The following is a 20,750-nucleotide window of genomic DNA, read 5'->3' on the forward strand; positions in this document are numbered from 1 at the left end:
GATGAACAAAAAGAAGCTCTCAATCCGTTGGAAAATCACGATCTTATCCTATATACTCGTCATTTTCTCCTTTTTGATCGGCGGCATTGTGCTCATCGGCAACATTCAGCATACAGAGGAGCGGGAGCTGAAAAAGCGGCTGATGAATACGGCACGGACGGTGTCAGAGATGACAGAAGTGAAAGAAGCCTTGGCGCGAAAAAAACAAACAGAAGCTGTTCGCCATGCGGTTGAAGAAATCAGGATGATTAATGAAGCAGACTATATTGTCGTCATGGATATGAATCACATCCGATATACGCATCCTGTCAGCACAAGCATTGGCAAGAAATCAGAAGGTGCAGACGAGGAGGCAGCTTTTGCGGAGCACATTTATTTCTCTGAAGCAAAGGGCGAGATCGGCACGGCGGTTCGCGCTTTTTATCCGGTTAAGGATCAAGACCTGAACCAAATAGGCGTGGTGCTTGTCGGAAAAACGCTGCCGGGTATCGCTGACATCCTGCTTCATTTAAAGCGTGATATCGCCTTTATCGTTGTGCTGACACTCGGCTTTGGCCTTGCTGGTTCCTTTTTACTTGCCCGCCATATCAAAAAACAAATGTTTCAGCTTGAACCCCATGAGATTGTCCGAATGTATGAAGAACGGACAGCGACGTTTCACTCGATGAATGAAGGGGTGATCGCCATTGACAATCGTCTCATCATTACGATCTTCAATGAAAAAGCGAAACAGATCTTTGAAGTGCAGGGGGATCTGATCGGCAAGGTGATTTGGGAGGTTCTCAAGGATTCGCGCCTGCCCGAAATCGTGGAGCGGAACAAAGCGGTTTATAATGAAGAAATTCGTGTTAGCGGAAAAGTCATCATGAGCAGCAGAATTCCGATCGTCATGAAGAAAAAAGTGATCGGCGCCGTTGCGATTTTTCAGGACAGAACGGAAGCGGCCAAGATGGCAGAGGAATTGACTGGTGTCAGAAACTTTGTGGAGGCGCTCCGTGTCCAAAACCATGAGCATATGAATAAGCTGCACACGATCGCCGGCCTCATCCAGCTGGGGAAATCTGAAAAAGCCTTGCAGCTTGCATTCCAGGCGTCAACTGAGCAGGAAAATGTGACTGAATTTCTGCACCGCTCGATTCAAAATGACGCTGCGGCAGGCCTTCTATTAAGTAAAATCAGAAGGGGAAGAGAGCTCGGCATTGCTGTTCATATAGATGAAAACAGCAGTCTTCAGCAATTTCCCGAGCATGTTGATCAGCATGATATTGTCGTGCTTTTGGGGAATCTGATTGAAAATGCCTTCGGCTCATTTGAAACCGTTCAATCTGAAGACAAACGAATTGACATTAGTATCGAACAAACAGATGATATCCTTGCTATTTTAATAGAAGATAACGGCTGCGGAATTGATCCGGCACATATGCCTCGCCTTTACGACAAAGGTTTTACGGTCAATAAAACTGGCGGTACAGGCTATGGCCTGTATCTAGTGAAACAAATCATAGACAAAGGATCGGGCACGATAGAAGTTGATTCACATGCGGGGCAGGGGACATCTTTTTCTATCGTTTTTCCAATGAAGGGGGAGGAAGCACAGCATGGCTCGTAAAGAATGGAAGGTTCTGCTCATTGAAGACGATCCGATGGTTCAAGAGGTCAATAAGGATTTCATTACAACTGTTAAAGGCGTTACTGTCTGTGCAACGGCAGGAAACGGAGAGGAAGGCATGAAGCTGATTAAAGAAGAACAGCCCGATCTCGTCATTCTCGATGTGTACATGCCGAAAAAAGACGGCATCAAGACCTTGCAGGAGATCAGAAAGCAAAAGCTTGAAGTGGATGTCATTGTCGTCTCCGCTGCAAAAGACAAGGAAACGATCTCACTCATGCTGCAAAACGGAGCGATTGACTATATCTTAAAGCCGTTTAAGCTTGAGCGAATGAGACAGGCGCTCGAAAAGTACAAGCAATATAAACAAAAAATCGAAGCGAATGATACGCTGTCCCAGGAACAGCTCGATGCGATCCTGAATATTCCGCAGCAGGCCGTACAGGATCTGCCGAAAGGGTTGAATCACTTCACGATGAATGAAGTCACTGCTTTTTTGAAACAGCAAACCGCATCCCTTTCTGCTGAAGAGGTCGCCAAGGCGCTCGGCATCGCCAGAGTGACAGCCAGACGATATCTTGATTACTTAGAAAAAACCGGGATCATCAAATTGGACGTTCAATACGGCGGAGTCGGCCGGCCGGTCAACCGCTACGTGTTAAAAGGATAAACCTGAGACCAAAAAGACCAAAATGTCCGTTATGATCATAAACTTCCCCAGACATTATGAAAACGCTATCATTATAGTAAGAAAGACACAAAAGGCGAATAGGACAGGGGGATGAAGGATATGAAACTGTTTAAAAATTTAACAGTTCAGGTCATAACCGCGGTCATCATCGGGGTCATTGTCGGGCTGGTCTGGCCGGATGTCGGCAAAGAAATGAAACCGCTTGGCGATACATTTATCAACGCTGTTAAAATGGTGATTGCACCAATTATTTTCTTCACAATCGTTCTCGGGATTGCAAAAATGGGCGATATGAAGAAGGTTGGAAAAGTAGGGGGAAAAGCGTTTATCTATTTCGAGGTTGTCACCACCCTCGCACTCATTATCGGTTTATTTGTCGTCAATATTATGAAGCCGGGTGCGGGTCTTGATTACAGCAAGCTTGAAAAGGGTGATGTATCACAATACACGCAAAATGGCGGTCAGGGAATCGACTGGATTGAATTTGTTACACACATTGTTCCATCCAACATGGTTGATGCCTTCGCAAAAGGGGACATTTTGCAGGTCTTATTCTTTTCTATTCTTTTCGGAGTGGGTCTTGCGGCATTAGGTGAAAAAGGGAAAAGCGTCATTGATTTCTTCGACAAGGTTTCTCACGTTTTTTTCAAAATTATCGGCTACATTATGCGTGCCGCGCCAATCGGGGCATTCGGGGCGATGGCGTATACAATCGGACACTTCGGGCTCGATTCCATCAAACCGCTGGCAAGCTTAATGATGTCTGTTTATATTACGATGTTCCTGTTCGTATTTGTTGCTTTAAATATCATCTGCAAGCTTTACGGATTCAGCCTGTGGAATTACCTTCGCTTCATTAAAGATGAGCTTCTGATCGTGCTTGGCACAAGCTCTTCCGAATCGGTGCTTCCGCGTATGATGGATAAAATGGAGCGCTACGGCTGTTCCAAATCAGTTGTCGGGCTTGTTATTCCGACGGGCTATTCGTTTAACCTCGACGGCACATCCATTTATTTATCAATGGCGACTGTCTTTCTGGCACAGGTGTTTGGAGTAGACCTCAGCATCGGCCAGCAAATTACGATTATCCTCGTTCTGATGCTGACATCGAAGGGAGCGGCAGGTGTGACGGGAAGCGGATTTATCGTCCTTGCCTCAACGCTGTCAGCGCTGCAGGTCATTCCGCTGGAGGGTCTTGCACTCCTGCTCGGGGTCGACCGTTTCATGAGTGAAGGAAGAGCCATTGTGAACCTGATCGGAAACGGAATCGCCACGATCATTGTTGCCAAAAGCGAAAATGAATTTGATGAAGCAAAAAGCGTAGAGGCTGTTGAAGGCATGAAAAAAATGAAAACAGCAGTCTGAAAAAAGAACGGCCCATCCATGGGGCCGTTTTTTTAATTGTTTAAGAATTATTAAGGTAAGGACAGAGACCTCAGCATTTTTTTGTTATATAATTTACAAATGGATACTATATTGAATGAAGGACGTTTGTCCTAACAGGAGTGTATAAATGGCCGCTTTAGTTAAATTTTTTCAGCACCCGGGAGTAAGGCGTTTCTCCATCTTTGTCGTGTTAACTGGTGTGTTATATCTATTTAAGAGCATGATCAACTTAATATTGCTTACCTTCATTTTCACATTTCTAATGGATCGTTTGGAGCTTGTCGTGCGGCAGTTTGTAAGCCAGTTCTTCCGCGTGAGCCAGCGGGTTGTCATTACGTTTCTTTACATGTTGCTGGCTGTGCTGCTTACAGTCGGGGGCTTTGTGTTTTATCCGGTCGTCGCGGCGCAGATCCAGCAGCTGGTAAAGCAGATTAAACATATTGCGTATCACCCTGACAGCATCCCTTTCTTTGATGAGATCACCAGTGTCTTCGGAGATATTAACATCAGTTCATATGTCAAAGAGGGCTTCAATGTAGTGTATACGTATTTGGCCGATATCAGCACATTCGGCTTGCAGGTCGTGATGGCGCTCATTCTCAGCATGTTTTTCTTATTTGAGAAAAAACGGCTTTCTGAATTCATGGCGAAATTTAAAACGAGCAAACTGAGGGTCTTTTATGAGGAAATTGCTTTTTTCGGAAGCAAATTTGCAAGAACGTTCGGCAAGGTGCTCGAGGCTCAATTTATCATTGCGCTCGTCAACTGTATTCTGACGTTTATCGCGCTTTGGATTATGCATTTTCCGCAGCTGTTTGGGCTTTCGATTATGGTGTTCTTCCTTGGGTTGATCCCTGTAGCAGGCGTCGTCATTTCCCTGATTCCGCTCAGCATTATCGCCTACAGCACTGGCGGCGGAATGTATGTGCTCTACATTGTTCTTGTCATATTCGCCATTCATGCGATCGAAACATATTTCTTAAACCCGAAGCTGATGTCGGCGAAAACAGAGCTGCCAATCTTTTTTACCTTCACAGTACTCATTTTCTCTGAACACTTCTTCGGCATTTGGGGTTTAATTATCGGGATTCCGATCTTTGTGTTTCTCCTTGATATTCTGGATGTCACCAACAAGGAAGATAGGTCTAAAGGACCCCGAGAGAATAGCGATAAAAAGTAGTTTAAAATCGAATAATGAGTGTGCCTCAATCTGCCGGCCTGCCTGTTCGGTGCATGGAATTAAGACTCGGAATCGGAGCTTGGCATTGCTTCGCACAGTGGTGAACACAACAGGTGACAATGCCTGTCATCATTACAGAAACTGAAAAGAACAAACAGTCGGAGCAAACGCTCATCATCGGTTTAACCAAACATTTGGAAGCAACAAATGCTATAATACAAACAGTGCCTAATGTTAGGCACTGTTTATTTTTTGTCGAAAAAGGAGGAAGGCTTTATGGCTGAGCCGATTTTACATATTGAAGGCCTCGATAAAAAGATTGGGTCTAAACAGATTTTAAAACAGATCAGCATGGACGTCATGGAGGGTGAAATCATCGGCCTTCTCGGTCCGAATGGTTCCGGAAAAACAACACTCATCCGTATCATCGTCGGGCTGCTGAAACAAAACAGCGGAAGCGTGACAATCAGCGGATTCCAGCATGATACAGAGTTTGAAAAAGCGATGGAAGCGGTTGGAGCGATTGTTGAGAACCCTGAGTTCTATCCGTACCTGACAGGCTGGGAAAACCTCAAGCACTTTGCGAATATGCACAAAAAAATAGCGGATGAACGGCTTGATGAAGTGGTGGAACGTGTCGGGCTGACGTCAGCGATTCATGATAAGGTGAAAACCTATTCCCTTGGGATGCGCCAGCGTCTGGGAATCGCCCAGGCAATTCTTCACCAGCCGAAGCTTCTCATTCTAGATGAACCGACAAACGGCCTCGATCCTGCGGGGATGAAGGATTTTCGCGATCATATTAAGGAACTCGCAGAAATGGAAGGAACAGCTGTCCTGTTCGCCACTCATTTATTGCGGGAGGTTGAAGACTTGTGCGACCGTGTCATCATCATTCAAAAAGGTGAGATCAAAGCGGAAGTCAGCTTACAAGGAACTGATCAAACCACAGAAAAAGCGATTATAGAAGTGCAGCCGCAAGAAAAAGCGCTCAATTGGCTGACAGGCAATCAATATCAAGCTGAGAGCCAAGACGGGACGATTGTAGTTGAGGTGGCAAAAGAAAACATACCGGAGCTGAACCGATCACTTGTCGGACAAGGTCTGAATGTATTTTCCATTCACCTTACACACAGTCACTGGAAGACGAATTTATAAAAGCGACAACAGCTCATCAAGAGGAGGGAGAAGAGCTTGTCTAAATTGATTTGGAATGAACATATGAAACTTTTTAATCGGAAGGTCACTTTGGTTTCCCTTATCCTGATGGCTGTCTTTCAATTCTTCATGGCATTGATCATTAAACGGATTGTCATCAGTGCCGGAACAGATGAAAACTTCATCGGCTATTTATCGTATACACCGAGCCTGAACATTTTGCTGCAGGCTTTAACGATCGTAATTGCAGCAACAATTGTTTCGATGGAATTTGATAAAAAGACGATCAAATTTTTGCTCATTCGTCCGGTTAAACGCCAAAAGGTCTTTTGGTCAAAATTAATCACAGTCGTGATGGTCAGCTTCTATTTGTATCTGGCATACTACATTCTCGCATTATTATTCGGTCTCGTGTTTTTTGGCACATCGGTGACTGCGGAATCAAAGACATTGCTGGTCAACACCTTGGCGCTGATCGGGTCAAACTGGCTTGAAGCTGTAATGATGGGATTATTCGGGCTGCTTTGTTCTTCGCTGTTCCGCAATAGCGCGGTAGCAGTTGTTGTTTCTTTTGTCGTTTTATACGGAGCGAGTACACTTGTTCAGCTCATGAAGTTGTTTGAAAACAAGTGGGGCAGCTTTTTGCTTTTTGCGAACACTGACTTTACGCAATACAGAAGCGGAGAGACAGCGTTGTTTTCAGGCATGACGCCATTGTTTTCAATTGGCATTCTCATCATACATGCCATATTCTTCATCGTTGTTGGCTGGTGGTGCTTCTGTAAACGGGATGTTCGGGTCTAAAGGCAAGGAATGACATTTTTGTGAAAAAGCTCACGTAAATCAATATCAAGTGATATTTTGGTTTATACTAAAGGTACTGACGGAGGTGTCTCGATTGAGGAACTTTATTACCGCTTTACCGATTGTATTGCTGCTTGGATTCTCATTTGTGTCATTCATGTTTCAGTTTGAACATCTTGTTTATTTCAGGCTCGCGCTTGGGTTGTTTTCTCTCGTGGGACTGTACATGATATATAAAATGAAGACGGGCATCCGCTATTTTATCATCTATCTGTATGCCAGCTGGATTGTGTTGGCCGCAGTGACCGCTTTTGAAGAGCCGATTTTCTCGAGCTTTTTCTTTGGCGGCCTGGTGATGACGATGGGTTACCTGACATATATGCTGATTTATCTCGGCATGAAACAAGACCGGGATGCAAATCCTGTGTAATCGCGCTGTTCCCTTGGGGAACGGCGTGTTTTTCTATACTGGACAAAAAGATTAACAGTTGCGGAAAAAGAGCAGGAAATCTATAATACATATTAAATTTATCGGAATTAAAACTTGGGGGGCTGCCGGATGTCATTATTTATACAAAACGATCAACAACGGCAATGGATGGAGAAAATCGGACGGATTGCGGATGAATTTCAGCAAACAGCTGCTGAAGATGACGAACAGGGACGTTTTCCTGCAGAGAAAATACAAAAACTGCGTGATGCTGGGTATACAGCATTAACATTGCCGGCATCTCATGGCGGAGGGGGCATTTCTGTTTACGATATGCTCTTGTTTCAAGAACGGCTTGCACGGGGAGATGCTCCGACGGCTCTTAGTATCGGCTGGCATTTGAGCGTGATCGGGGAGCTTGGAGAAGGCAACAGCTGGGATGAAGACGTATTTGCATTTGTTGCCAAGGAAGTCCAAAACGGAGCTGTCATTAACAGGGCGGCGACTGAAGCGAAAACCGGAAGCCCGACAAGAGGAGGGCGTCCCGGTACACACGCCGTCAAAAAGGATGGCAAATGGGCAGTGAACGGGAGAAAAACCTTTACGACGATGTCTCAAGCACTGGATTATTTTTTAGTAACCGCATGGATTGAAGACAAACAAACAACAGGCGTGTTTCTCATTCATAAAGATGATCACGGCTTGTCGATTGAAGAAACGTGGGATATGATGGCGATGCGGGCGACTGGGAGCCATGACCTTGTACTGAACGAAGTCATGCTTGATGAGAATAAGCTGGTGGAACTGCTTCAAGGGCCTCGCGGAGCTAAGCCGAATGGCTGGCTGCTTCACATTCCAGCGATCTATCTTGGTGTTGCTCAAGCTGCTCGTGACTATGCAGTGCAATTTGCATCTGAGTATTCTCCAAATAGCTTGAATGGACCGATCAAGAATGTCCCGGCCGTACAGCAAAGAACAGGCGAAATGGAGCTTGAACTGCTCAATGCCAGACACTTTCTTTTCCATATCGCTCAATTGTATGACGATCCGGAGCGGCGTCCACACTTGACAAGCGAGCTCGGTGCGGCTAAGCATATCGTCACAAACGCTGCGCTGTCTGTTGTTGATAAAGCGATGAGAATTGTCGGGGCCAAAAGCCTGGAACGAACCAACCCGCTTCAGCGCTATTACCGTGATGTGCGCGCCGGTCTTCACAACCCGCCGATGGATGACGCCGTGATACACAAGCTGGCAGCTGAAGCGTTTGAGTCATAAAAAAAGAGCCTAGCCGGCTCTTTTTATGTATTGTTTTGCTCTTGCAGATTTTTTTGATGCTTGCGGTCAATTCTGTCATAAATAACGTTCATCAGCTTTGGATTGCCCATAATCGCCTCTTTGTTTTCCTGGATCAGCTGTTGGTAAGTTTTCACTTTACGCTTCGGCATGCTCCGGCGCCCTCCTGACATGTTTGTATTCACTTTCTAACTCCGTCAGCGACAATTCATACAGATGACGCTTTGACTTTTTGTATATACCATTCTGTATTAACAGATGAATGAGCTGTTTTTTTCTGATTTCTGCAGACTGAGGTGTCATTGTGTCACCAACCTCCAATCAAACGATATTGATAATCATTATCAATTAACTTCAGTATACAATGTCCGCAATAGCCTGTAAAGATGAAAAGAGTCCTATTCTTGGCTAATTTACAAACATTCAACAAATCGACAAAAAGTTTCCCGGGCAATAATTTGCTGTCGAAATATTCCGCTTCATTGAACGCACCCTGCTATTTTTCATGTTTTGAACCATACTATGTAATAGAATGGAGGCTGGTATTCAATGGAGCGGACAGAAAATCTGAAAAAGGGAGAAAAAGGGGCGCTCCTCAATATTTTTGCATATGTCATTCTTGCTGTTGTAAAGCTAGTCATCGGGATTCTATATCATTCTGAAGCGCTGAGAGCAGACGGGTTAAATAATGGAACAGATATTGTTGCGTCAGTAGCAGTGCTGATAGGATTGCGGATTTCTCAAAGACCGGCTGACAGCGATCATCCATACGGCCATTATCGGGCTGAAACAATTTCGTCTCTTGTTGCGTCTTTTATTATGATGGCAGTCGGCATTGAAGTGTTAATCGGCGGAGGAAAAGCGATTGCGGGCGGCACAACGGAAACACCAAATCTTATCGCGGCATGGACGGCGTTAGGCAGTGCTGTGTTTATGTATGGCATCTATTTATATAACAAAAGGCTGGCAGCGTCCATTAAAAGCTCTGCCCTGATGGCAGCGGCAAAGGACAGCAGGTCAGACGCTTTTGTAAGCGCCGGCGCGTTTATCGGTGTTTTTTCGTCCCAGCTGAAGCTGCCGTGGATTGATCCGGTAACGGCTTTTATCATCGGCATCATCATTTGCAAAACAGCGTGGGATATCTTTAAAGACGCTTCACATTCCTTAACAGACGGCTTCCATTTAAAAGATCTTGAGCCTTACAAACAGACCGTCGGCAGGATCGAAAATGTGCATCGCCTAAAGGATGTGAAAGCGAGGTATTTAGGCAGTACAGTTCATATCGAGATGGTCATTACGGTTGATCCGAAGCTTACAGTAGAAGAAGGCCATGGAGTGGCGGATGAAGTAGAAGACAAAATAAAACATGAACACGATGTCACTCATGTTCATGTTCATGTAGAGCCTGACGACATAAAATAAGGCTGTTTAACGAATTAGCTTATATGTTCAGATAAAAATTCAGTCACTTCTTCAGGCGTTTTGGCATTGGCGCTGTGAAGGTGAGCTGTTTTTTCACCATTTTTGAAAATAAGTAGGCTGGGAATGCCCATTACTTGGTATTTTTCAGCCAGGTCAGGAAGCTCGTCCTTATTCAGCTCATACCAATCGTTTTGGTTGTACTCTTCCAAAATATCGCCGATGAACATATTCATGCGTGTGCAGTCTGGGCACCAATCAGCATAAAACTTTACAATGATTTCTTTATCAGATTGAATCAGTTCATTAAATTGTTCGTTTGTCGTGATTTTTTTCATATGTCACATCTCCTTTTCAATGCCATTTTAATATAAAATAAAAAGGAATTACATACAAATGCATTCAACATCAGCATGCCCAAAAATAATTAGATCATTTTCCGGTGAAAATGATAAGATAGTAAAGATGAATTGTAGTGGGGGGAGTATCCATTGAAAACAAGTCTAGGATTAGTGTACGGAGGAAAGTCGGCAGAACATAATGTTTCCCTGCAGACGGCTCTGGCTGTAATCAAAGCGCTAAATACTGAGAAGTTTGATATACATCCGATTTATATAACAGAAAAAGGCGAATGGGTAAGAGGCGCCCGTTTAACTGAGCCTGTTTCAAATGTGAAAATGCTTCAATTTGAGCAAGGAGGCAGTGCTTTTTCTCCAGCTGCCTTGAACCAGGAGATGTTTCCGCAGGAAGCGTCACAGCAAAATGAAGCCATCGACGTCGTATTCCCGCTCCTCCACGGACCGAATGGAGAAGACGGTACGATCCAGGGAATGCTCGAGCTGTTGAACATTCCTTATGTCGGCAACGGAGTGCTTGCTTCCTCAGCCGGCATGGATAAAGTTGTCATGAAACATTTATTTGCTCAGGCTGGCCTTGCTCAGGCTAAATACGCAGCTTTCCTTAAGAAAGACTGGACTCGTTCTCCGAAAGAAAGCTGTGAGCAGGTTGAACAGGAATTAGGCTACCCTTGCTTCGTAAAACCGGCGAACCTCGGCTCAAGTGTCGGAATCAGCAAATGCCGAAACCGTGAAGAACTGCAAAAAGCGTTTGAGCTTGCTTTCCAATATGATCGTAAAGTCGTCGTTGAAGAAGGAATTAACGGCCGCGAGATTGAGATCGGCGTTCTTGGAAATGATGATCCTAAATGCTCTGTTGTGGGAGAAATCGCACCGAAGACAGATTTCTACGATTACAAAGCGAAATATGAGGATGGAGATACTGATCTGATGATTCCGGCGATTGTGACTGATGAGGAATACGCAACAATCAGTGATATGGCGATCAAAGCGTTTAAAGCGATCGACGGTTCAGGACTCGTCAGAGCGGACTTTTTCCTGACAGCTGACGGCGAAGTTCTGATCAATGAAGTCAACACAATGCCTGGCTTTACACCTTTCAGCATGTTCCCGCTGCTCTGGAAAGAAGCCGGAGTGGAATATGCTGACCTGATTGAACAGCTTGTGGAGCTTGCAAAAGAACGCCACGCTGAAAAACAATTGATTAAGCATACATTCTAATGAAGAAGGACACTGCCGGTAAAAGGGCAGTGTTTTTTCCCGTATATACAAAAGAAAGAGAGGGACCTTACTTGATTAAGCGAACAGTAAAAAACATTGCCGAAATGGTTAAAGGCACACTAACAAATCCGCAATATGAACAAACAGTCATTCATGGAGTGGCAACCGATACAAGAAAACTGGAACAACATCAGCTCTTTATTCCGCTGAAAGGGGAACGTTTTGACGGCCACTCTTTTGTGGAGCAGGCTTTTGAAGCTGGTGTAGCGGCTGTTCTTTGGGATCGGTCAGTACCAAATCCGCCCGAGAATCACGCCGTCATTTTAGTGGACGATACCCTTACTGCACTTCAGCAGCTTGCAAAAGCCTATTTGCAGGAGCTTGGCACGCGTGTCATCGGAGTAACCGGAAGCAATGGCAAAACGACAACAAAAGATATGATTCACGCTGTACTGGGAACCAAGTACCGTGTCCACAAAACAGGAGGAAACTTCAATAATCATATCGGTTTGCCGCTGACAGTTTTAGCGATGCCTGAAAATACGGAGATCGCCGTATTGGAGATGGGAATGAGCGCCAAAGGAGAAATTGACCTCTTGAGCCGCCTGGCAAACCCGGATGCGGCAGTGATTACGAATATCGGCGAATCGCATATGCAAGACCTCGGCTCTAGAGAGGGCATCGCAGAGGCGAAGCTTGAAATCATTAACGGGCTTAAAGAAGACGGAGTGCTGATTTATATCGGGGACGAACCGCTACTTCAAAATGCATACAGCTGCCAGACGAAAACGTACGGGACGGGAGCGCATAATGATTATCAGCTTCAGGATGTCAGCCAGAGTGAGGAAGGAACCCATTTTACAATCAAAGGGATAGAAAAAACGTTTTTTATTCCGATACTCGGCAAGCACAATGTGATGAACGCCATGGCAGCGATTGCTGCAGGGACTTATTTTGGCATCGCGCCTGAGGATGCGGCAAAAGGACTGAGCGGTCTAAAGGTAACCGGGATGAGACTTGAACTCATCAAAACAGAAAGCGGCCTTTCGATAATCAATGACGCTTATAATGCGAGCCCGACTTCCATGAAAGCTGCAATTCAATTGACAGAAAGCCTCGAAGGCTACGGCAAAAAAATGCTCGTGCTCGGTGATATGCTTGAACTCGGCGATCTTGAAGAAACGTTCCATAAAGAGTGCGGCGCTGTGATCAGCCCTGATAAAATTGACCGCGTCTTTACGTACGGAAAACTGGGAGCTTTTATCGCGGAAGGCGCCCTGAAACACTTTGAGAAAGACCGCGTCAGCCATTACACTGAGAAAAAAGATCTCCTCCAAGCTGTGAAGGAAAACGCATTAAAAGGCGATTTGATTTTATTCAAAGCGTCCAGAGGTATGAAGCTTGAAGAAATCGTTAAAGATTTAATAGAGAGCCCGCTTTCGTAAGAAAATATTTTGCGAAAAAACGCATATTGCATCATAAAATAACATGATGTGCAAACACTAATGTATGCCGGCCGAAAATTATGTATATCTGGCCGGCTGCGGCTATGATACAATATATATAGGTTATTTCGCGATACGAACATATTCGTCCGGACTTTTCATCGTGACCCGAAGTTCTCCGCTGGATTCTTGGGAGCGGATGGAGCAGCAGCCGGCATATTCGAGATGCCGATCTGCTTCTCATCTTATTGAAAAACAAATAGTGTAATGGTAAGATAAAACTTAAAGTAATTCGGGCTTTGTATACGGATGGATCCTGTCCTTCTTGTCTAAAGGGCAGTTTTATAAGTGGTAAATCACGACATTACTGAAACAGCAATTAGAAGGAGTTTGAATAATTTGACTATAACGTTTCAAGATTTTAATTTAAGTTCTGATCTCATGAAAGCAATTAATCGTATGGGATTTGAAGAAGCAACACCGATTCAGGCACAAACGATACCGCTCGGACTTTCAAATAAAGACGTCATTGGACAAGCGCAAACAGGTACAGGTAAAACAGCTGCGTTTGGTATACCCCTTGTTGAAAAAATTAACCCCGAGTCTCCTAATATTCAAGCAATCGTAATCGCGCCAACCCGTGAATTAGCCATTCAAGTATCTGAAGAATTGTATAAAATCGGACAAGATAAACGTGCGAAGGTTCTTCCTATTTACGGCGGACAGGATATTGGACGGCAAATCCGGGCGTTAAAGAAGAATCCGAATATTATTGTCGGAACACCTGGCCGTCTTCTTGACCACATCAACCGCCGCACCATTCGTTTAAACAACGTAAATACCGTTGTAATGGATGAAGCGGATGAAATGCTGAACATGGGATTCATTGACGATATTGAATCTATCCTTTCAAACGTGCCAAGCGAGCATCAGACACTTCTGTTCTCTGCCACAATGCCTGCGCCGATCAAACGCATTGCAGAGCGCTTCATGACTGAGCCGGAACACGTAAAAGTAAAAGCGAAAGAAATGACGGTTTCTAACATTCAGCAGTTCTATTTGGAAGTGCAAGAACGCAAAAAATTCGATACACTGACTCGTCTTCTTGACATTCAGTCTCCTGAGCTTGCGATCGTATTCGGACGTACAAAACGCCGTGTCGATGAGCTGGCTGAAGCCCTGAACCTTCGCGGATATGCAGCTGAAGGAATTCACGGTGACTTAACGCAGGCGAAACGTATGGTTGCGCTTCGTAAATTTAAAGAAGGCGCAATCGAAGTTCTAGTCGCAACTGATGTTGCCGCTCGCGGACTTGATATCTCAGGTGTTACACACGTATACAACTTCGACGTGCCTCAAGATCCTGAAAGCTACGTTCACCGTATCGGAAGAACGGGCCGTGCAGGAAAAACAGGTATGGCGATGACGTTCATTACACCGCGTGAGAAAAGCATGCTTCGCGCAATTGAACAAACAACAAAACGCAAAATGGACCGCATGAAGGAGCCTACACTTGATGAAGCGTTAGAAGGCCAGCAGCAGGTTACTGTTGAACGTCTTCGCACAACAATCAGTGAAAACAACCTGAACTTCTACATGACAGCGGCAGCTGAGCTGCTTGAAGATCATGATGCAGTAACAGTGGTTGCGGCGGCTATCAAAATGGCTACAAAAGAGCCAGACGACACACCGGTTCGCTTAACAGACGAAGCGCCGATGGTCAGCAAACGCTACAAGAACCAGCGCTCTTCTAAACGCAGAGACGGACAAGGCGGCGGCTACCGCGGCGGAAAAGGGAAAAGCAACAACCGTTCTTCCTATGACAAAAAGCGTTCAAACGATCGCCGTTCTTCAGGTGACAGACGCCAGAAAAAATCTTACTAATTTGATCGATTCAGAGCCCAAAACATGATGTTTTGGGCTTTTTTATGTTCGCGATTTGTTATTCAGCAAACTTTCAGCTGACGGAAGTCATTTTTCTCTGTATGCTTAAGAATGAAACCTTTCTGTAAAAGAGACGTATAAATAACGACGAAAAAAAGGGAGGTAGGTATTTTTGAGAGAGCAGCCAAAAAACCAAATCAGTCCAGACGGATTAAAGGTTTGGCGACTTCAAGAGATCATCATATCCGCTGTTTGCTTACTTATTGTCATTGCAGTTGCAGTGTTAAGCTATTATTTTCATTGGCCGTACTGGATCAGCGGCGTGCTCGGCGCAGTTTGGCTGCTGGGATCGATTGTGACGGTCTTTATCATTCCGAAGGTCCGTCATAAGGTGTGGCGATATGAAGTCCATGAACATGAAATAGATATTCAGTCAGGTATTTTTGTGGTAACACGTGTGATTGTTCCGATGGTCAGAGTTCAGCACGTCGATACGTCACAAGGGCCATTATTAAAAAAATACAACCTGGCAACGGTGAAAATTTCCACGGCCGCGACCGTTCATTCGATCCCCGCTTTAGAGATGGAGGAAGCGGATCGGCTGAGAGACTCCATTTCCCGTCTGGCGAGGGTGACTGACGATGATGTCTGAACCGAAACGCCTGCACCCGGCAGCAGTCATTTTGAATTTATGCCATACCATTATTCAAACGATAAAAAATATCATTCTGCCATTCTTTTTTGTGTATATTGTCAATTCAAACCATACTGTCCGTTTTTACGGAGCCATTGCGCTCGGTGTGCTATTCATCTGGCTTGTAGCGGCAAGCATTATCAAATGGAGAAGGTTTACCTATCGAATTGAAGATGATGAATTTAGAATCGAAGAAGGCTTATTTGTTACGAAAAAGCGATACATATCGATTGATCGGATTCAAACGATGAATACGAGCGCAGGCCTTGTCCAGCAAATCTTTAAGCTTGTGAAGCTGCAAATTGAAACAGCAGGCGGAGGCAAGGAGGCAGAAGCCGTTCTTTCTGCTATTTCTGTTGAAGAAGCGGAACGCATCAAAGAAGCTGTCTTTAAGAAAAAAGCGCAAAGACGAGAAAATGAACTTGATGAAGAACGGCTTGAAGCTGAAGAGGAGTTGGTTCCGGCCGTTGAGGTGCAAGAGCACTATCGCATGAACGCGAAAGAATTGCTCATGGCCGCTTCTACCTCCGGCGGAATCGGAGTCATTATCTCCGCTGTATTTGCACTTATTTCCCAGCTTGATGAAGTGCTGCCAATGGATTGGTTATTCGATAAGTTTTCCTTCCTTCAGCACGCCAGCATCGGTATTTACGCGGTACTGATTTTTATCGGTTTATTTATCGCCTGGATTTTCAGCATCGCGGGCATGATGTTTAGATACGCGAACTTTCAAATCATAAAAAAAGAGCAGGAACTGGTGATTTCAAGGGGAATTATTGAAAAACATCAAGTCACGATTCCATTGCGAAAAATACAAGCCATTAAAATCAAAGAAAATATCATTCGCCAGCTTTTCGGCTTTGTAACGGTGTCCATCGTCAGCGCAGGAGGCGGCGACCGGGAAAAAGAAGAAGGCGCTTTGACCATTCTCTTTCCAATGATTCATAAAAAAAAGCTTCCGCACATGCTCCGAACATTTACGCCGGAATACACGCTGGAAGAAAACTGCCGCCGCCTGCCGCGGCGCGCGTTGAAACGCTATTTGTTCCGTTCTGTCATTTTTTCACTCTTTTTGATCATCCCGTTATGTATCTTCTTTCAGCCATGGGGCTATCTGTCAGCCATCCTGCTGCCGATAGAATTGTTCTTCGGCTATCTCGCGTATAAAGAGGCTGCATGGACGATCAACGGGGACCGTCTTCAGCTGACGTCTAGATTTATAGGCAGAACAACCGCCATTGTACTGAAAAAACGAATGCAGGTCTGCAAGTTCAGCCAATCCTATTTCCAAAAGAAAGGCCGCTTGTATACCATTTCTACTTCGGTGAAATCATCGAGCCATATGGAAGAATTAACGGTGAGGGATGTAGGTGAAGAGGATGCAGCCTTCATTTTAAAGTGGTACTCATATGAAAAAGCGGACGGTTAATACCGCCGCTCCAGCGTGTCGGCAAACCCTCGCATTCGTTGTCAGGACTGCGCTTCGGTGCTCACGAATTAGAACATTCGCTCCGCTCCTATGCTCGTCCTTCCTAGACTTCAAGGGTTTTCAATCACGCTGAAAAGATGACAAAATCCTAAAATGAAAACCATTTTTAGGATTTTGTCATCAATCTGAAGCGGCGGTTAATACCGCCGCTCTTTTTTTTGCACGCATAAAAACGAAAGAAGAAACCCGCCGCATAGTCCAAACAAATGGGCCATCATGTTAATATTGGAGTTGATAAACGACATGAGAACGGCAAATGCGAGCAGTGTGATGATCATTTTGGAATGCTCCTGCCCTATTAGCTCATTGCGAAAAAGAACCATAAACAGGTACACGCCGAATAGCCCGAAAATTGCGCCTGAAGCACCGACATGCACGTAATCAAGCGGCTCTGTAACATAAGTGCCGATATTGCCGATGATGCCGGAGCCGGCGTATACAAGAAGGAAACGCGCTTTTCCCAGCATGCGTTCCAAAGCCGGGGCAAATAAAAAGATGGACATGGAATTAAACAGCAGATGTGTGAAACCGGCGTGCAGCAAAATCGGTGTGATCAGCCGCCACCATTCACCGTTTGCGACACCTAGATTATAGCCTGTGACGGTATCCCTCCATAACACGACTGAATGGGCAGGAAGTGAAAAAAACAGCCAGAGAACAGCTTGCAAAGCCAATATAAAGGTGACAACGGGGTAAAGCCTGATAAATGTTTGAAAATTTTCAGTTCGTATAAACATTCCGAGCCCCTTTTCTTCATTTTGGTATATCTATAGTAACACGTTTATGAGACAAACCATTTAAATAGTACGTACGCAAAGGAGGTTATCATACATGATTTACGGCATTGGGCTGGACATTACCGAGCTTAAACGCATCGCCTCTATGGCTGGGCGCCAGAAAAGGTTTGCCGAGCGGATTTTGACGCGAAGCGAGCTTGACCAATACTATGAGCTTTCAGAGAAAAGAAAAATTGAATTTCTCGCGGGCAGATTCGCGGCAAAAGAAGCGTTCTCGAAAGCATTTGGCACCGGCATTGGGAGGCAGCTCAGCTTTCAGGACATTGAAATTAGGAAAGACCAAAATGGCAAGCCCTATATCATTTGCACGAAACTGAGCCAGGCTGCCGTTCACGTATCGATCACTCATACAAAAGAATACGCTGCCGCGCAGGTTGTGATTGAAAGGTTGTCAAGCTAGTCTGCATATTAGGGAAACCCCACTCATATATTTGATAGTGCATTAAGGGAGACAAGTTGTTTGAGGCTTTTATGGTACGCATCTGTTCTGCCTAAACGTGTACCGAGCGTACCGTTAAAGTCAAACAAGCGATTTCTTCCTTTTACATCAATTGAGAAAAAGGGGTTGAAAAAGGTGAGAAAAAGCTTTGTTTTGCTTTTAACGGGACTGCTTGCTGTTCTTATTCTTTCTGCCTGCGGGCAAAAAACACAGCAAGATATTGTGGCCGGGTTAGATGAAAAGGCGAAAGAATACACCTCGTACAAAGCAAAAGCGAAAATGACCATCGAGACAGGGAGTGAGCCTCAAGTATACAATGTGGAAATCTGGCACAAAAAGCCGTCTCTGTACAGGGTTTATTTAGAAAATCCGAAAAAGGACCAAAACCAAGTCATTTTACGAAATGAAAACGGAGTATTCGTTCTCACGCCGTCTTTAAATAAGAGCTTCAGATTTCAAAGCGATTGGCCGAACAACAGCAGCCAGGTTTATCTGTTTGAATCGCTCGTAAAGGATGTTCAAAACGATTCGGATGCAGTTTTCACAGCGAAAGAAAAGAAATACGTATTTGAAACAAAAACAAACTATCAGCATAACAAAATGCTGCCCACGCAAGAAATCACATTTAACAAAAAAGATATGAGCCCGTCATCTGTCAAAGTGATGGATACTGACCGGAAAGTGATGGTCAAAGTAGAATTCAGCAGCTTTGAATTTAATAAACAATTTGATAAAGAATCATTTGACGAAAAGAAAAATATGACCCTTTCTCAAATGGATGTTGCCACAAGCGCAAAGCCTTCCGATACATTCGCGGTCAAAACGCCGCTGGAACTGCCGCTTGGCGTCAAGCTGCTTGAAGAAAAAGATATATCTACTGAAGACGGGAAGCGCATCATCATGACGTACGGAGGAGAAAAGTCATTTACGTTAATTCAGGAAAAAGCCCAGATTGCCAAGGCTTCCTCCTCCGTTACGCTGAACGGCGAACCGGTAAATCTCGGCTACACCATCGGCGCCTTGTCGGATGCATCATTGTCATGGACATATGAAGGTGTAGATTACCTTCTCTCTTCTAAAGATCTTTCTAAAGAGGAAATGGTGACAGTAGCGAAAAGCATGCAGGGACAATCATCGAAATAACAACAAAGGCCAAACATGATTTGGCCTTTTTTTCGTTAGACATCGTTTCCCTTTAGCCTTTAATTTTAGTATGATATGTAAATGATATTGAATAAAAGCTAGGAAGTGTCGTAATGAGCACAAAACCTTTTTACAGAGATACGTGGGCGGAAATTGACTTGTCCGCGATAAAGGAAAATGTCAGCAATATGAAAAAACATATCGGTGAACATGTCCACCTGATGGCAGTTGTGAAAGCAAACGCCTACGGGCATGGTGATGCAGAAACAGCAAAGGCTGCTCTTGACGCAGGTGCTTCATGCTTGGCCGTGGCCATTTTGGATGAAGCGATTTCACTGCGCAAAAAGGGATTGAAGGCGCCTATATTGGTGCTTGGCGCGGTTCCCCCAGAGTATGTGGCAATCGCTGCTGAGTATGACGTGACCTTAACAGGTTATTCTGTTGAATGGCTTCAGGAGGCAGCCCGCCACACAAAAAAAGGTTCTCTTCATTTTCATCTGAAGGTCGATACGGGGATGAACAGGCTTGGTGTAAAAACAGAGGAAGAAGTTCAGAACGTGATGGCCATTCTTGACCGCAACCCTCGTTTAAAGTGCAAAGGGGTATTTACCCATTTTGCGACAGCGGATGAAAAAGAAAGAGGCTATTTCTTAATGCAGTTTGAGCGTTTTAAAGAGCTGATTGCTCCGCTGCCGTTAAAGAATCTGATGGTCCACTGCGCGAACAGCGCCGCCGGACTCCGGCTGAAAAAAGGCTTTTTTAATGCAGTCAGATTCGGCATCGGCATGTATGGCCTTCGCCCGTCTGCTGACATTTCGGACGAGATACCGTTTCAGCTGCGTCCGGCATTTACCCTGCATTCGACGCTGTCGCATGTCAAACTGATCAGAAAAGGCGAGAGCGTCAGCTACGGAGCCGAGTACACAGCGGAAAAAGACACATGGATCGGGACGGTGCCTGTAGGCTATGCGGACGGCTGGCTCCGAAAATTGAAAGGGACTGACATCCTTGTGAAGGGAAAACGCTTGAAAATTGCCGGCCGAATTTGCATGGACCAATTTATGGTGGAGCTGGATCAGGAATATCCGCCGGGCACAAAAGTCACATTAATAGGCCGGCAGGGGGATGAATATATTTCCATGGATGAGATTGCAGGAAGGCTCGAAACCATTAACTATGAGGTGGCCTGTACAATAAGTTCCCGTGTTCCCCGTATGTTTTTGGAAAATGGGAGTATAATGGAAGTAAGAAATCCTTTATTGCAGGTAAATACAAGCAATTAACTTACCTAAATGGAGAATTCATAAAACAG

At 44.8% G+C, this 20,750-nt stretch carries 20 protein-coding genes and 1 pseudogene; 17 read left to right on the top strand and 4 right to left on the bottom strand.

Annotated elements, in window-relative coordinates:
- Window position 1: 1 nt before the first annotated feature.
- From dctS to NSQ83_RS02910, 8 genes and pseudogenes are all read left to right on the top strand, one after another.
- Window positions 2-1,609, top strand: coding sequence for a two-component system sensor histidine kinase DctS (dctS, locus tag NSQ83_RS02875; protein WP_015382818.1), 1,608 nt, complete (start codon window positions 2-4; stop codon window positions 1,607-1,609).
- Window positions 1,599-2,279 (top strand): two-component system response regulator DctR, encoded by a 681-nt coding sequence (gene dctR / locus NSQ83_RS02880; protein ID WP_014478888.1) that lies wholly within the window; start codon window positions 1,599-1,601, stop codon window positions 2,277-2,279. Before dctS ends, dctR begins: the two co-directional genes overlap by 11 nt.
- Window positions 2,280-2,399: 120 nt before the next feature.
- On the top strand, window positions 2,400-3,665 hold the full coding sequence (gene dctP, locus NSQ83_RS02885; RefSeq protein ID WP_014475862.1) for a C4-dicarboxylate transporter DctP: 1,266 nt from the start codon (window positions 2,400-2,402) through the stop codon (window positions 3,663-3,665).
- Window positions 3,666-3,813: 148 nt separating this feature from the next.
- Window positions 3,814-4,866: an AI-2E family transporter gene (locus NSQ83_RS02890; protein ID WP_003246523.1), complete on the top strand. Its 1,053-nt coding sequence runs from the start codon at window positions 3,814-3,816 to the stop codon at window positions 4,864-4,866.
- A gap of 276 nt (window positions 4,867-5,142) precedes the next feature.
- Window positions 5,143-6,068, top strand: a pseudogene (locus tag NSQ83_RS02895) (ABC transporter ATP-binding protein).
- Window positions 6,061-6,828: an ABC transporter permease gene (locus NSQ83_RS02900; protein ID WP_015715273.1), complete on the top strand. Its 768-nt coding sequence runs from the start codon at window positions 6,061-6,063 to the stop codon at window positions 6,826-6,828. The pseudogene NSQ83_RS02895 and the gene NSQ83_RS02900 overlap by 8 nt, the downstream one beginning before the upstream one ends.
- Window positions 6,829-6,922: 94 nt before the next feature.
- Window positions 6,923-7,258: a hypothetical protein gene (locus NSQ83_RS02905; protein WP_003225151.1), complete on the top strand. Its 336-nt coding sequence runs from the start codon at window positions 6,923-6,925 to the stop codon at window positions 7,256-7,258.
- Window positions 7,259-7,387: 129 nt separating this feature from the next.
- Window positions 7,388-8,533 carry an acyl-CoA dehydrogenase family protein gene (locus tag NSQ83_RS02910; protein ID WP_134155737.1) on the top strand — a complete coding sequence of 382 codons (1,146 nt, stop codon included), beginning with the start codon at window positions 7,388-7,390 and terminating at the stop codon, window positions 8,531-8,533.
- A 23-nt stretch (window positions 8,534-8,556) separates the two neighbouring features.
- On the opposite strand, the gene fbpB is transcribed toward NSQ83_RS02910, so the two are convergent.
- Both fbpB and NSQ83_RS02920 read right to left on the bottom strand, forming a co-directional pair.
- On the bottom strand, window positions 8,557-8,736 hold the full coding sequence (gene fbpB / locus NSQ83_RS02915; RefSeq protein WP_010886410.1) for a Fur-regulated basic protein FbpB: 180 nt from the start codon (window positions 8,734-8,736) through the stop codon (window positions 8,557-8,559).
- Window positions 8,690-8,854, bottom strand: coding sequence for a Fur-regulated basic protein FbpA (locus NSQ83_RS02920; protein ID WP_003225157.1), 165 nt, complete (start codon window positions 8,852-8,854; stop codon window positions 8,690-8,692). The genes fbpB and NSQ83_RS02920 overlap by 47 nt, the downstream gene beginning before the upstream one ends.
- Window positions 8,855-9,100: 246 nt before the next feature.
- Between NSQ83_RS02920 and NSQ83_RS02925 the strand changes: the two genes are divergently transcribed.
- Entirely contained in the window at window positions 9,101-9,973 is an 873-nt protein-coding gene (locus NSQ83_RS02925; protein ID WP_014475869.1) for a cation diffusion facilitator family transporter, read from the top strand.
- Window positions 9,974-9,987: 14 nt separating this feature from the next.
- Here NSQ83_RS02925 and NSQ83_RS02930 read toward each other — a convergent pair whose 3' ends face one another.
- Window positions 9,988-10,308 (bottom strand): thioredoxin family protein, encoded by a 321-nt coding sequence (locus tag NSQ83_RS02930; protein ID WP_003234326.1) that lies wholly within the window; start codon window positions 10,306-10,308, stop codon window positions 9,988-9,990.
- 153 nt (window positions 10,309-10,461) lie between these two features.
- Here NSQ83_RS02930 and NSQ83_RS02935 point away from each other — a divergent pair, with 153 nt between their 5' ends.
- The 5 genes from NSQ83_RS02935 to NSQ83_RS02955 all read left to right on the top strand — a co-directional run bounded on the left by NSQ83_RS02935 (window position 10,462) and on the right by NSQ83_RS02955 (window position 16,999).
- On the top strand, window positions 10,462-11,547 hold the full coding sequence (locus NSQ83_RS02935) for a D-alanine--D-alanine ligase (protein WP_014475870.1): 1,086 nt from the start codon (window positions 10,462-10,464) through the stop codon (window positions 11,545-11,547).
- Window positions 11,548-11,618: 71 nt separating this feature from the next.
- Complete coding sequence (murF, locus tag NSQ83_RS02940) at window positions 11,619-12,992, top strand: UDP-N-acetylmuramoyl-tripeptide--D-alanyl-D-alanine ligase (RefSeq protein ID WP_198878992.1); 1,374 nt, start codon at window positions 11,619-11,621, stop codon at window positions 12,990-12,992.
- 399 nt (window positions 12,993-13,391) lie between these two features.
- Window positions 13,392-14,876, top strand: coding sequence for an ATP-dependent RNA helicase CshA (gene cshA / locus NSQ83_RS02945; RefSeq protein ID WP_003246685.1), 1,485 nt, complete (start codon window positions 13,392-13,394; stop codon window positions 14,874-14,876).
- Window positions 14,877-15,048: 172 nt separating this feature from the next.
- Window positions 15,049-15,528: a PH domain-containing protein gene (locus tag NSQ83_RS02950; protein ID WP_003234318.1), complete on the top strand. Its 480-nt coding sequence runs from the start codon at window positions 15,049-15,051 to the stop codon at window positions 15,526-15,528.
- Window positions 15,518-16,999 (top strand): PH domain-containing protein, encoded by a 1,482-nt coding sequence (locus tag NSQ83_RS02955; RefSeq protein ID WP_033883545.1) that lies wholly within the window; start codon window positions 15,518-15,520, stop codon window positions 16,997-16,999. Before NSQ83_RS02950 ends, NSQ83_RS02955 begins: the two co-directional genes overlap by 11 nt.
- Before the next feature lie 197 nt (window positions 17,000-17,196).
- Here the strand turns inward: NSQ83_RS02955 and NSQ83_RS02960 are convergent, their stop codons facing one another.
- Window positions 17,197-17,796, bottom strand: coding sequence for a rhomboid family intramembrane serine protease (locus NSQ83_RS02960; RefSeq protein WP_003246687.1), 600 nt, complete (start codon window positions 17,794-17,796; stop codon window positions 17,197-17,199).
- 94 nt (window positions 17,797-17,890) lie between these two features.
- On the opposite strand from NSQ83_RS02960, the gene acpS reads away from it, so the two are divergent.
- From acpS to alr, 3 genes are all read left to right on the top strand, one after another.
- Window positions 17,891-18,256, top strand: coding sequence for a holo-ACP synthase (gene acpS / locus NSQ83_RS02965; RefSeq protein ID WP_015252768.1), 366 nt, complete (start codon window positions 17,891-17,893; stop codon window positions 18,254-18,256).
- A 165-nt stretch (window positions 18,257-18,421) separates the two neighbouring features.
- Window positions 18,422-19,438, top strand: coding sequence for an outer membrane lipoprotein carrier protein LolA (locus tag NSQ83_RS02970; RefSeq protein ID WP_072557167.1), 1,017 nt, complete (start codon window positions 18,422-18,424; stop codon window positions 19,436-19,438).
- A gap of 113 nt (window positions 19,439-19,551) precedes the next feature.
- Window positions 19,552-20,721 (top strand): alanine racemase, encoded by a 1,170-nt coding sequence (alr, locus tag NSQ83_RS02975; RefSeq protein WP_015252766.1) that lies wholly within the window; start codon window positions 19,552-19,554, stop codon window positions 20,719-20,721.
- Window positions 20,722-20,750 lie beyond the last annotated feature (29 nt).

This window comes from Bacillus sp. PS217, from assembly GCF_037963535.1.
Lineage (GTDB): Bacteria > Bacillota > Bacilli > Bacillales > Bacillaceae > Bacillus > Bacillus subtilis.

Coding starts and splice junctions, on each gene's coding strand:
- dctS (WP_015382818.1), top strand. CDS start 2: ATGAACAAAAAGAAGCTCTCAATCCGTTGGAAAATCACGATCTTATCC.
- dctR (WP_014478888.1), top strand. CDS start 1,599: ATGGCTCGTAAAGAATGGAAGGTTCTGCTCATTGAAGACGATCCGATG.
- dctP (WP_014475862.1), top strand. CDS start 2,400: ATGAAACTGTTTAAAAATTTAACAGTTCAGGTCATAACCGCGGTCATC.
- NSQ83_RS02890 (WP_003246523.1), top strand. CDS start 3,814: ATGGCCGCTTTAGTTAAATTTTTTCAGCACCCGGGAGTAAGGCGTTTC.
- NSQ83_RS02910 (WP_134155737.1), top strand. CDS start 7,388: ATGTCATTATTTATACAAAACGATCAACAACGGCAATGGATGGAGAAA.
- NSQ83_RS02920 (WP_003225157.1), bottom strand. CDS start 8,854: ATGACACCTCAGTCTGCAGAAATCAGAAAAAAACAGCTCATTCATCTG.
- NSQ83_RS02925 (WP_014475869.1), top strand. CDS start 9,101: ATGGAGCGGACAGAAAATCTGAAAAAGGGAGAAAAAGGGGCGCTCCTC.
- NSQ83_RS02930 (WP_003234326.1), bottom strand. CDS start 10,308: ATGAAAAAAATCACGACAAACGAACAATTTAATGAACTGATTCAATCT.
- NSQ83_RS02955 (WP_033883545.1), top strand. CDS start 15,518: ATGATGTCTGAACCGAAACGCCTGCACCCGGCAGCAGTCATTTTGAAT.
- NSQ83_RS02960 (WP_003246687.1), bottom strand. CDS start 17,796: ATGTTTATACGAACTGAAAATTTTCAAACATTTATCAGGCTTTACCCC.
- acpS (WP_015252768.1), top strand. CDS start 17,891: ATGATTTACGGCATTGGGCTGGACATTACCGAGCTTAAACGCATCGCC.
- alr (WP_015252766.1), top strand. CDS start 19,552: ATGAGCACAAAACCTTTTTACAGAGATACGTGGGCGGAAATTGACTTG.